The organism is Rhizobium sp. Leaf341, assembly GCF_001424325.1.
GTDB lineage: Bacteria > Pseudomonadota > Alphaproteobacteria > Rhizobiales > Rhizobiaceae > Ferranicluibacter.
Window position 1 is genome coordinate 207132 of record NZ_LMPE01000005.1, and the last position, 11446, is coordinate 218577.

10 protein-coding genes are annotated in these 11446 nt (G+C 65.6%); all 10 read right to left on the reverse strand.

What is annotated here, in order from left to right; all coding sequences use genetic code 11:
- Positions 1 to 259: 259 nt before the first annotated feature.
- The 10 genes from ftsH to ybgC all read right to left on the reverse strand — a co-directional run bounded on the left by ftsH (position 260) and on the right by ybgC (position 11346).
- The gene (ftsH, locus tag ASG03_RS08205; RefSeq protein ID WP_062475057.1) at positions 260 to 2197 is read right to left on the reverse strand and encodes an ATP-dependent zinc metalloprotease FtsH; all 1938 of its coding nucleotides are present in this window, start codon (positions 2195 to 2197) and stop codon (positions 260 to 262) included.
- Between the two features lie 103 nt (positions 2198 to 2300).
- Positions 2301 to 3710, reverse strand: coding sequence for a tRNA lysidine(34) synthetase TilS (gene tilS, locus ASG03_RS08210; protein WP_062693232.1), 1410 nt, complete (start codon positions 3708 to 3710; stop codon positions 2301 to 2303).
- Positions 3710 to 4807, reverse strand: a complete 1098-nt coding sequence (ybgF, locus tag ASG03_RS08215; RefSeq protein WP_062693233.1) for a tol-pal system protein YbgF — start codon at positions 4805 to 4807, stop codon at positions 3710 to 3712. The genes tilS and ybgF overlap by 1 nt, the downstream gene beginning before the upstream one ends.
- 230 nt (positions 4808 to 5037) lie before the next feature.
- A complete protein-coding gene (gene pal, locus ASG03_RS08220) occupies positions 5038 to 5577 on the reverse strand; it encodes a peptidoglycan-associated lipoprotein Pal (protein WP_062475066.1) in 540 nt (179 codons plus the stop codon).
- Positions 5578 to 5776: 199 nt separating this feature from the next.
- Positions 5777 to 7081: a Tol-Pal system beta propeller repeat protein TolB gene (gene tolB, locus ASG03_RS08225; protein WP_062693234.1), complete on the reverse strand. Its 1305-nt coding sequence runs from the start codon at positions 7079 to 7081 to the stop codon at positions 5777 to 5779.
- 96 nt (positions 7082 to 7177) lie between these two features.
- On the reverse strand, positions 7178 to 8290 hold the full coding sequence (locus ASG03_RS08230; RefSeq protein WP_062693235.1) for a cell envelope integrity protein TolA: 1113 nt from the start codon (positions 8288 to 8290) through the stop codon (positions 7178 to 7180).
- Positions 8291 to 8299: 9 nt separating this feature from the next.
- On the reverse strand, positions 8300 to 8755 hold the full coding sequence (gene tolR, locus ASG03_RS08235; protein ID WP_062475073.1) for a protein TolR: 456 nt from the start codon (positions 8753 to 8755) through the stop codon (positions 8300 to 8302).
- A 21-nt stretch (positions 8756 to 8776) separates the two neighbouring features.
- Positions 8777 to 9496, reverse strand: coding sequence for a protein TolQ (gene tolQ, locus ASG03_RS08240; protein ID WP_062475077.1), 720 nt, complete (start codon positions 9494 to 9496; stop codon positions 8777 to 8779).
- A gap of 266 nt (positions 9497 to 9762) precedes the next feature.
- Positions 9763 to 10797, reverse strand: a complete 1035-nt coding sequence (locus ASG03_RS08245; protein ID WP_062693236.1) for a glycosyltransferase family 4 protein — start codon at positions 10795 to 10797, stop codon at positions 9763 to 9765.
- A gap of 117 nt (positions 10798 to 10914) precedes the next feature.
- Positions 10915 to 11346 carry a tol-pal system-associated acyl-CoA thioesterase gene (ybgC, locus tag ASG03_RS08250; RefSeq protein WP_062693237.1) on the reverse strand — a complete coding sequence of 144 codons (432 nt, stop codon included), beginning with the start codon at positions 11344 to 11346 and terminating at the stop codon, positions 10915 to 10917.
- Between the last annotated feature and the right edge of the window lie 100 nt (positions 11347 to 11446).

Genomic DNA, 11446 nt, shown 5'->3' on the forward strand with positions numbered 1-11446 from the left:
ACATCGCCACACCGCCGGCCTTACAAGCTCAAACGGCGGACGGCCTTTTCGCGAGCCCGGCGGCAGGGATATGCGTCATCCCCCCATCGCCGGCACCGGCCCCGCTTCGCCGGAACGCCTTCCGGTGCATCCGATAACGGGACGCGGCCAGTATGAAGGCGGAAAAACCGGCGTGGAAAAGAAAGGGCGAAAAAAGTCGAAATAAAAAAACCCTCCGGCCGGAAGCCGAAGGGTTCGATGTCGCACAAGACCGTGCAGATTATTGCGGCTGGGGCTCCAGGCCGCCTTCGGCCTCGCCCTTCGGCGTGGTGCCGTCCTTCTTGGCGCCCGCCGAGGGTACGGCCGAACCGCGATGCGGCGGCGAATCGTCGCCGAGGTCCCGGGCAGGCTTGTCGCCGCGGATCAGCGCCTTGATCTCGTCGCCGGTCAGGGTTTCATACTCGAGCAAGCCTTCGGCCACCGCGACGAACTGCGAATTCATATCGGTGATGATCCGGCGAGCCTCGTCATAGGCTTCGTCGATCAGGCGGCGAACCTCGTTGTCGATCTTCTGCGCGGTGGCTTCCGACACGTTCTTGGACTGCGAGACGGAATGGCCGAGGAAGACCTCCTGCTGGTTCTCGCCGTAGGAAACCTGACCGAGCTGATCGGAAAAGCCCCATTGCGTCACCATGGCGCGGGCCAGCTTGGTCGCCTGCTCGATGTCCGAAGACGCGCCGGAGGTGATGTTCTCCTTGCCGAAGGTGATTTCCTCGGCGACACGACCGCCCATCATGATGGCGAGCCGCGAAACCATCCACTTGTAGCTCATCGAATAGCGATCGCCCTCGGGCAGCTGCATGACCATGCCGAGCGCACGACCACGCGGAATGATGGTCGCCTTGTGCAGCGGATCGGCCGCGGGCACCTTTAGCGCGACGATGGCATGTCCGGCTTCGTGATAGGCCGTCAGCTTCTTTTCGGACTCGGTCATGGCGGAGTTGCGGCGCTCCGCACCCATCATGATCTTGTCCTTCGCATCCTCGAACTCGGCCATGGTGACGACGCGCTTGTTGCGGCGCGCAGCCATGAGGGCGGACTCGTTGACGAGGTTCATCAGGTCGGCACCGGAGAAGCCGGGCGTTCCGCGGGCGAGAACCTTGAGATCGACATTCGGAGCCAGCGGCACGTTGCGGACATGCACTTTGAGGATACGCTCGCGGCCGTTGATGTCGGGATTGGGCACGACGACCTGACGGTCGAAGCGGCCCGGACGCAGAAGCGCGGGATCGAGCACGTCGGGACGGTTGGTCGCGGCGATGAGGATGATGCCCTCGTTCGCCTCGAAGCCGTCCATCTCGACCAGCAGCTGGTTCAGGGTCTGCTCGCGTTCGTCGTTGCCGCCGCCGAGGCCGGCGCCGCGATGACGACCGACCGCATCGATTTCGTCGATGAAGATGATGCAGGGCGCATTCTTCTTAGCCTGCTCGAACATGTCGCGGACGCGGCTGGCGCCGACACCGACGAACATTTCGACGAAGTCCGAACCGGAGATGGTGAAGAAGGGCACATTGGCCTCGCCGGCCACCGAGCGGGCGAGCAGCGTCTTGCCGGTGCCGGGCGGTCCGACGAGCAGGACGCCGCGGGGAATGCGGCCGCCGAGGCGCTGGAACTTCTGCGGATCGCGCAGGAATTCGACGATTTCCTCGAGATCCTGCTTGGCTTCGTCCACACCGGCGACGTCATCGAACGTGATGCGGCCATGCGCCTCGGTGAGAAGCTTCGCCTTGGACTTGCCGAAGCCCATCGCGCCCCGCGATCCGCCCTGCATCTGCCGCATGAAGAACAGCCAGACGCCGAGGATCAGCAGCATGGGCAGCAGCGTGCCGATGAAGCTCAGGAAGCCGTTGGACCCGTCCGTTTCCGGACGCACGGTTACGGTCACGTTTTTGGCCTCGAGGCGTTCGGTCAGAGCCGTGTCGACGGAGGGCGCATAGGTCTGGAAGGTCGCGCCGCTCTCGTTGTAGGTGCCGAGCACCTTGTTGCCGGTGATGACCACGTCCTTGACGCGGCTGCCATCGACATCCTTCAGGAATTGCGAGAACGGTACTTCCCTCGAGCCGCTTCGCTCGGACGGCTGCTGAAACATGCTGAACAGCGCAATCAGCAACAGAGCGATAATGGCCCAGAGGGCAAGATTACGAAAATTAGGGTTCATCGAACTCCCCGGAACCGGTGCAGGCCCCGAAACAGGGCTCATATTTCTTCGCTAACATAGGGTTCGCGACAGGCCTTGCCAAGGCAAACCGCCTTCTGCACGATCATTTCATCGCGATATCGTCAACCGGGCATTCAGGATACGGGGCGCGGCCGAGCTTTGCAGCAATGCTTTGCCCGATCATCAGGTCGAAACGCGGCAAAAAGGTGTCGTAGGGCGCGATCCGCGGATGCCGGGAAAACGCGCCGTCCGGGACCAGGCCACCGTCGGGGCCGAGGATCGCGGGCGCGGCCTGCGCGATGCGCCCGGCGACACCGGCGGGAAGGCCTTGCGCCGCAAGCCGTGCGGCCAGCGCGCGATCCCCGCCCGCCAGGATCGTAATGGGAAGCAGGCCGGTGTTATCGATCGTGAAGCGCCCGTCCCACAGGAGGGATTGCCCGGGCGCGACCGTCGTCGGAACCGGGAGGTTGCGACGCTCCCGATAGACGAACAGGCGCCCGGCCCGACGCTCGAACACGCAGCCGCCGGCTGTTGTGGCGGTGGCGGCGGGATCGCCGAGCGCCGAGACGAGACGGGCGGCGCTGTCCCGACCGATTCCGTGCGGCTTTCCGGCAAGCGTCGCAGCAAGAAGCACGAGCAATCGCCGCCACGCGTCGTCGGCGACATCGAGATCCGCAAGCGCGATCTCGGCGGCCACGCCTTCGGCGATGCGCACGTGGCGGGCAAGGAGGCCGGACAGCAAGGCGCCAGACCGGATGCGACCCGCCGCGGCATCCCCGCACGCAAGGCCGTCGTCCGGATCGCAGGACGACGGCCCTGGTGACGCAGGCGAGGCAGACCCCCGGCGGATGCGGACGCGCTCGAAGCGGGGATCGTCATTGCTCGGATCGTCGATCCACCCTTCGCCGCGCGCGGTCAGAGCATCCCGCACGGCCTGTCGGCCGACACCGAGAAACGGGCGGCAGATCCAGAGCCGGCCGTCGAAAAGAACCGCGTCCGCCATGCCCGCCAGACCGATCGGAGCCCCCCGGCCGGCCGCACGGTCCTCGCGATGGCGCGCGGCCCGCATGGCGATGGTCTCGGCCTGATCGTCGGCCGTATGTGCGGTGACAACGAGATCGGCCCCGAACAGGTGGGCTGCCTCGGACAGCAGCCGGTATCGGGCAAGGCGCGCCTGCGCCTGGAGGCCGGACGTGATGTCCGCATGCGACCAGCGGGCGACATGATGCGGAACGCCGAGCGCCCGGCAGCGCTGCGACACCGCTGCCGCTTCTGCCGCGGACGCGGCGCGCAGGGCATGGTCGACGGTGCAGGCGACGAGCCGATGGGGCGCGCCGCTCAGCGTCAGCGCCTGATGGAGGGAAAAGAGGAGGCCGATGGAATCGCTGCCGCCGGAGACGGCGACGAGAACGGTGGACGGGCGGCGCAGGCGCGACAGGAAATTCGCTGCCGCGGCGATCGGCGCAGCGGCCCCGCCATCGGCGCCCGGCCGGGCCGGCAGGGACGGCCGCATCAGCAGGACAGGCGGCTCTGCTCGCTCGTGACCTTGGCCTTTACCGCGGGCGAGGCCTTGGGATAGCGCTTGCCGACTTCGCGAAGCGTCGCGCAGGCGGTTTCCTTGTTGTCGAGCGCGGCCAGCGACATGCCGAGCTTCAAAAGCATTTCCGGCGCCTTGGGCGACTTCGAAAAGGCCTGGTGCGCATTCAGGAACGTCTTCGCGCTGTCGTTGAACTTGCCTTGGGAATACTGGGCTTCGCCCATCCAGAAGCTGGCATCCGCTGCCTTTTCACCGCTGGGGAAGGCATCGAGATAGCTGCGGAACTCGTTTTCCGCCTGGCTGTAGTCGCCGGAAAGGACATGGCCATAGGCTGACTGGTAGAGATCGCCGGGATTGTCGAGGCTGGCGGTCTGCTGCTCGGTCTCCGGCGTGGCGTTGAGGCCGGGCGCGGCGCGTGTGTTGGGCGAAGTGGAGGCGACGGAGCCGATGTCGGTGCCGGAAGCGCCGCCGGGAACCGCTCCGGGCTCGGGCAGGTTTTCGGCATTGGCGCCGATCGGATTGCCGGCATCGTCGAGGATGATCTGGCCGAGCGTCGTCGGCAGGCTGCCTTGCGCGCCGTTCCCGCCGGTGGACGCGCCCGGAGCGACGCCCGGAAGGGTCCGCGCGGCCGTCTCCGATCCCGTGCTTGCGCCGGGATCGGGAACGGTTGCGGACGGTGCGACACGACCCGTGGTCGCCAGAGCCTCGTTGGAGGTGCGCGGCGTTTCGAGCGCCCCGCTCTTGCGCGGCGCGGCCGCCTTGCCGCCCTCGAGATCCTGGAACCGCAGCTCGTTGTCTTCCTGGAACTTCCGGATCTGCTCCTGCATCTGCAGCAGCTGGAAGCTCATTTCCTCGATACGCCCGTTAAGGGAGCGGATCGTTTCCTCGAGCTGCCCGATGCGCCCGGCCTCGCTGGCCTGCACTTTGAGCAGCGGCGCTTGTTCGCCAAGCTTCGTCTCGTTGCGGTGGAACGCCTTGTCCAACCAGCCGGAAAGCGGCATGGCAGTCACGGGCTGGCTTAGCGACCCGAAGGCGCCAAGACCGATCATGGCTGCCACGACAATGTTCTTCATGTCATGTGTCCCGTTCGATACCGATCATGTCGCAGGCCGGGGCGAAAGAAGCCCGCCCCTACCGCACTGCAACCGCCGCACAGTTTTCCAATTGCCTGCAAAAAGCAACGGAGTTCGGTCAAAGTGTGACGAAAAAGGAAGGCGGCCCTTGCGGACCGCCTTCCTCGACAAAGCAGATCGTCGATGTGTCGGACCGGCAGGCCGTGCGCCCGCCGATCCGACCGTCCAACTTACATGTTGCCGCCGCCGCCGAGCACGGTGACCGCGCGACGGTTCTGCGACCAGCAGGAAATGTCGTCGCAAACGGCGACCGGCTTTTCCTTGCCATAGGAGATGGTGCGCATGCGGCCGGCCGGAACGCCCTGGCTCGCCAGGAATTCCTTGGCGGCGGCGGCGCGACGTGCGCCGAGCGCGAGGTTGTATTCGCGCGTGCCGCGTTCGTCGGCATGGCCTTCGACCGTGATCTGGTAGGTCGGGTACTTGGCCAGCCACTGTGCCTGGCGCGACAGGGTCGCCTGGGCATCGGCGCGGATGGACGAGCTGTCGGTGTCGAAGAAGATGCGGTCGCCGACATTGACCGTGAAGTCCTGCGCCGAGCCGGGCGTTGCCGAGCCGCCGGCGCCGAGGCCGAGGCCGGCAGCGTCGTTCGGCATGCTGTTCTTCTTGGAGGCGCAGCCTGTGATGGCCAGCGACAGGAACAGGGCGATCGCGACAGGGTTGCGTGCGAGGGACTGAAGACGGCCTGTGGCCGGGACGTGAATGCGGCTCATGAGCCGGTCTCCTTGGTAAGCGAAGGTCGGAAAGAAGTGAATATGAGGGTTGCCGAACTGTAACCGGATGCGGTTAACCTTCATGCAACGGAGATGGTTAAAACTCTCTCAACACGCGACCATCGCGCGGTCGTAATCAGTCTTTTGCGGCGAGAAAGCGGCATTTGGCCACATTTCCCGCCGCAATCGCGAGATCTGCCTATTCCAGAAGCGGCGACCAGGCTGGATCCGATGCAAAGCCCTGGGTGGCGACGCGCTGCTCGTTATAGCCCGTGAGGTCGATGGAATAGAGCTGCGGACCGCCGGCACCGGCATCCTGGCGGAAGAACATGAGCACGCGGCCATTGGGCGCCCAGGTCGGACCTTCGTTGTGGAAGCCCGAGGTGAGGATACGCTCGCCCGAGCCGTCCGGCTTCATCACGCCGATCGAGAACTTGCCGCCCGACTGCTTGGTGAAGGCGATGAGATCGCCGCGCGGCGACCAGACGGGGGTCGAGTAGGAGCCGTCGCCGAACGAGATGCGCGTCTGGCCCGAGCCGTCCGCACCCATGACGTAGAGCTGCTGGCGGCCGCCGCGGTCGCTTTCGAACACGATGCGCGCGCCGTCCGGCGAATAGGACGGCGAGGTATCGATGGCCGCGGTCGAGGTCAGGCGCGTCGTGGTGCGCGAGCGCAGATCCATGGTGTAGATATTGGCATTGCCTTCCTGCTGGAGGCTCATGATGACGCGCTGGCCATCCGGCGAGAAGCGCGGCGCAAAGGTCATGCCGGGGAAGTTGCCGACCACCTCGCGCTGTCCGGTTTCCAGCTGCAGCAGGTAGACCCGCGGCTCCTGGCCCTCGAACGACATGTAGGTGATTTCCTGGCGGCTCGGCGAGAAGCGCGGCGTCAGCACGATGTCGTTGGAATTGGTGATGGCGCGCGCATTGGCACCGTCCTGGTCCATGATGGCCAGCTGACGCTTGCGGGCCGTCTTCGGGCCGCTTTCGGCGACATAGACGACGCGCGTGTCGAAATAGCCCTCTTCGCCGGTGATCTCCTTGTAGATCGCATCGGCGATGATGTGGGCGAGACGGCGCCAGTTTTCCGGCTGCGTGAAATACTGCTGGCCGGTGATCTGGTTCTGCGCGGTGGCATCCCACAGGCGGAACTGCGCCTTCAGGCGGCCATCGCCTTCCTGCGTCACGCGGCCGGTGACGAGCGCCTGCACGTTGAGCACGCGCCAGTCTTCAAAGCGCGGCGGCGCATCCGGATTGGTGATCTTCTCGATGAAGGCCTTGCGATCGACGGGCGCAAACAGCCCGGACCGCTTCAGGTCGGCCGCCACCACGTCCGAGATCTTCTGCCCCATCTCCCCTTGCAGGAAGTCGGTGATGGCGATCGGCAGCGGCTCGACATTGCCCCGGTTGATGTTGATCTCGACGCGCGCATACGCCGGGGCGGTCGCAACAGCGACCAGACCCGTCAGTGCGACGAAGAGCCGGAAAAAGGTGCGTCTAAGCATGATTACGGAGCCTCTCAGCAGTCCATTCGGTATGATGACGGCCACCGCGTGAAGCGATGGCCGGTGTGATGTCGTTCGTGATCGCGAAGCCGGCGGTCACAGCAGCATGTCCGACGGGTCGAAATGGATGACGACCTCCTGCCAGGAGTCGTACTTGTCGGCCGGCAGCTTGAACGGTGCGGAGCGGCGCACGGCGCGCGTCGCGCTGCCGATCATCGCCCGCTGCGAGGTAGGCGTGCCGCCCGTCGCCTCGACCTCGGGCTGGCCGACGATCTCGCCCTGGGGATCGAGCTGGATCGTGACCGTGATCACCATGCCCTCGAGATCCGCCATGCCGGGGATGATCGACCAGTTCTTCTGGATCGCGCCCTTCAGCGCGTCCATCTCGCTCAAGGACAGCGTATTGCCGGTCGTCGCCTTCTTGCCGCCGAGTGCGGCCTTGTCCTGCGAGCGCTTGGCGCCGCCGCCGGACGATTCGGTCTTGTTGAGAAGGGCCGCCACCTCGTCGGCGTTGAAGTCGCTTTCCTTCTGCGACGACGTCTTCTTCTGCTCCTTGGGCGCGGCGTCCGTCTTGCGGTCGGGCGTCTTGGCGGTCTGGGCCGCGGCGGTCTGCTCGACCTTCGGGCGCGCGGTCGGGGCCGGCACGTTCTGCGGCAGGGCAGCCGCATCCGGGCTTTCGGCCGGGGTCTGCTCGGCCGGCGTCGGCGTCGGCTCGGGCGTCGGCTCGGCCTTGGCTTCGGGCTGCGGCTTCGGATCGGGCTTGGGGTCCGGCTTGACCTCTTCCTTGGGCTCGGGAAGGGCTGCGACCTCGGTCGCCGGTTCCGCCGGCGGCTTTTCGGACGGCTTGACCTCCTCCTTCACCGGATCGGGCGACGGCGGTGCGTCGTCCGACTTCGGCGGGGCTGCGGAGGCCTGGTTCTCGACGGGCTTGGAAACCGGCTTCGGCGGCGTCTTCATGTCGACGTCGTTGTCGCCGACGTTTTCGGCCTCGGGCTTCGTCTGCGGCTTTTCGGACGGCTTGGGCGCAGATTTCTCGGCCATGGGCGCCTTGAGGTCTCCCTGCTGGATCTGGCTCATTTCGCTGATGATTTCGACGGGCACGGACTCGACGGCCGCAACCTCGAGAGGCTTCGGACTGCCGAGCGAGACCAGCGCCCAGGTGAGCACCAGTCCGTGAAGCACAGCGGAGGTTGCAATGCTGCCCTTCATGTCAAAGGCTCACTTGTCCGTTTCCTGAAGGGTCACGAGACCCAGGTTCTTGAAGCCGGCCGAGGAAATGCGCGCCATGACCTTCATGACCGTTCCATAGTCCGCATTGGTGTCGCCGCGCACATAGATGCGCTCCTCGTAGCCGGTCTTGGCGATGGCCTCGAGCTTCGGCACGACCTCTTCGATGGTGATGGGGCTTTCCTGCAGGAAGATCTCGCCGGCCGGATTGACCGAGATCGTGATCGGCTGCGTATCGGAATTCAGCGCCTTGGCCTGGGTTTCCGGAAGATCGATCGGCACGCCGACGGTCATCATCGGCGCGGCCACCATGAAGATGATGAGCAAGACGAGCATGACGTCCACGAACGGCGTCACGTTGATTTCGCTCATGACGGCCTTGCCGCCGCGTCCACGCCCGCGGCGTCTGCCGCCCGAGCCCTTGGATCCGCCCACTGCCATACCCATCGTCGCGGCCTCCGTCGGTGATTATTGAGCCGCCTGGCGCGGCTGCAGCTTTTCGTCGATCTGGCGCGACAGGATGGCGGAGAATTCGTCGGCAAAACCTTCCATGCGGGAATTGATCTTGCCGGCATCCGCCGTGAACTTGTTGTAGGCGATAACGGCCGGGATGGCGGCGAGCAGGCCGATGGCGGTGGCGAGCAGCGCCTCGGCGATACCCGGCGCCACGACGGCGAGGTTGGTGGACTTCGAGCCGGCGATCGCCTGGAACGAGGTCATGATGCCGATGACGGTGCCGAAGAGACCGACGAACGGGCCGGCCGAGCCGATGGTGGCAAGCGAGCCGAGCCGCGCTTCCAGCGCTTCGGATTCACGCGACAGCGTCACGTCCATGGCCCGGTCGATGCGCATCTGCAGGCCGATCGGGGATCGCGCGCCGCGCTCGAAACTCTTCTTCCACTCGCGCATGGCCGACACAAAGATCGCCCCCATGCCGGAGGTCTGGCGATCGGACAGCGTCCGGTAGAGCTCTTCCAGCGACTGGCCCGACCAGAACACCTGCTCGAAACTGTCGAGCTGGCGGCGGACGCGGGCATAGCGGATGGTCTTGTCGACCACGATGGCCCAGGTCCAGACCGAAGCGGCCATGAGCCCGAGCATGACCAGCTTCACGACGAAGCCGGCTTCCATGAAAAGAGACCACAACGTCACGTCCGTGGTCACCGCGGCCAATCCAGCCTGTTCCATGCTTTCAAATCCCCGAATCCGGACGCCCGGCAAGAGCCATCACATGCTCGACGCCAGGTCGCTCAAACGTCATTGTTTTCAAGTTCGCCCCGGCAGCCCGCCGCCGATCGCACACGTGCAATCCAAGCTTCGGGCAAACCTTTCCCGCGTAATCTTGGTCAAAGGATGACGTGCAGTGCACAAAATCCCGTGGATCGATAAGACATCATTATGGTTAAGGGAGTGTTACCGAAGGCTCGCAGGCGGGCGGGATCGGACGTCGGCGGTCAGAGATCCGCACCGAGCGCGCGAAAGAGCGTGCGATATTGCTCGGCGGCGCCATCCCAGGAGAAATGCCGGGCGCGGACCAGGCCTTCCGCGGCAAGCCGGGTGCGCAAGCCCTCGTCCCGCATGAGCGCGACGATGCCGTCCGCGATCGCAGCGTCCGACGCAGGATCCACGAGCAGTGCCGCACCGCCGGCGATCTCCTCGGTCGCGGTCGCCGCAGCGGTGAGCACCGGCGTGCTGCAGGCCATCGCCTCCACGATCGGCAGGCCGAAGCCTTCGTAGAGCGAGGGAAACAGGAAGGCGTCCGCACCCGCCATCAGCGGCCCCATATGCGCTTCCTCGACATAGCCGACGAAACGCGTGCGCGGCACGTCGGGAAGGGCCGTGACCGCGCCGAAGACATGCGCCCGCCCGAGATTTCCCGAGACGACGAGCAGGATGTCGTCCGGCAGCGCCCGCTGCGCGATGGCCCAGGCCCGCAGCGTTGCGGCCAGGTTCTTGCGCCGGTCGGAGGTCGCCTGCAGCAGCAGATAGCGCGCCGGCAGGTCGAGCGCGGCGCGCGTGACGGCGACATCCTGCGGTGCGTAGGGCCGGAAATGGCCGCTGACGCCGTTTGCAATGACGTCGATCCGGCTTTCGTCGATGTGAAGCGTGGCGGCGATCCGCTTCCGGGAGAAGTCCGACACCGTGACGACGCGGTCGACGCGCTTCACCAGCACCGGCAGCAGCGCCTTGTAGAAGGCGGTGAACGACCGGGAGAAATATTCCGGCACATCCAGGAACGCGACGTCATGAAGGGTAACGACCTGGCGCGCCTTTAACACCGGCCCCGTGGCCGAGGGCGACCAGAGAAGATGGCCGCGCGCACGCACCGGCAGGACGATCTGCTCCCAGGCATGCGCCTTCATGCCGCCGAGCGGACGGTCCGGCACGAGCTCGGTCAGCGATCCCAGACGCGTTGCGATCTCGGCGGCGACGCGTTGCTGGCCGCCCATGGCGAACTGCGTAACCCTGGCATTGACGGCAATCTTCATGGACGTCCCCTCATGGCCCTGCTCTACCACCGTCCCATGAAGCTTGCGTTAGCGTCGCTCGACGCCTGGAGGGCGCGCGCGAAGGTCGAAACGAGGCCGCGGATCATCGAGATCGCCTTACGCCAGGAACCTCTGGGCCAGCGCCTCCGGCAGGCGTCGCGGCCGGCCCGCAGCGTTGATGACAGCGATGATGACCCTGGCGGCGATCAGCAGACGGCCCTCGCAGAGGATCTGCTGGACAAGCACCATCTTCGCGCCGCCTGCTTTTTCCGTCGCGGTCCGGATCTCCAGAATGTCGTCCATGCGGGCCGGCAGGCGGAAGTCGATCTCCATGCGGTGGACGACGAAGACCAGGCCTTCGGCATCGGCCGTCAGAAGCGCCCGCTGCTCGACGCCGAGGCAGCGCAGATAGTCGGTGCGGCCGCGCTCGAGGAAATGCAGATAGCGGGCGTGGTAGACCAGACCGGAAAAATCCGTGTCTTCGTAATAGACCCGCTGCTGGAGAACATGCCCGTTCTCCGTCAGCCTTCCCGCAATCGAAAAATCCACGTGGCGTCGCCTCTTGCTGCCGTCCTCATCTGCGTTTGGCCGTTGTGGCGCAAAGACGGCATTGCGACAAGCATTGAACAACTGTCATAATTTCTAATTA

What these genes read in the sequence shown, in the direction of transcription:
- ftsH (WP_062475057.1), bottom strand. Translation starts at nt 2,197, where the DNA reads ATGAACCCTAATTTTCGTAATCTTGCCCTCTGGGCCATTATCGCTCTG.
- tilS (WP_062693232.1), bottom strand. Translation starts at nt 3,710, where the DNA reads ATGCGGCCGTCCCTGCCGGCCCGGCCGGGCGCCGATGGCGGGGCCGCT.
- ybgF (WP_062693233.1), bottom strand. Translation starts at nt 4,807, where the DNA reads ATGAAGAACATTGTCGTGGCAGCCATGATCGGTCTTGGCGCCTTCGGG.
- pal (WP_062475066.1), bottom strand. Translation starts at nt 5,577, where the DNA reads ATGAGCCGCATTCACGTCCCGGCCACAGGCCGTCTTCAGTCCCTCGCA.
- tolB (WP_062693234.1), bottom strand. Translation starts at nt 7,081, where the DNA reads ATGCTTAGACGCACCTTTTTCCGGCTCTTCGTCGCACTGACGGGTCTG.
- ASG03_RS08230 (WP_062693235.1), bottom strand. Translation starts at nt 8,290, where the DNA reads ATGAAGGGCAGCATTGCAACCTCCGCTGTGCTTCACGGACTGGTGCTC.
- tolR (WP_062475073.1), bottom strand. Translation starts at nt 8,755, where the DNA reads ATGGGTATGGCAGTGGGCGGATCCAAGGGCTCGGGCGGCAGACGCCGC.
- tolQ (WP_062475077.1), bottom strand. Translation starts at nt 9,496, where the DNA reads ATGGAACAGGCTGGATTGGCCGCGGTGACCACGGACGTGACGTTGTGG.
- ASG03_RS08245 (WP_062693236.1), bottom strand. Translation starts at nt 10,797, where the DNA reads ATGAAGATTGCCGTCAATGCCAGGGTTACGCAGTTCGCCATGGGCGGC.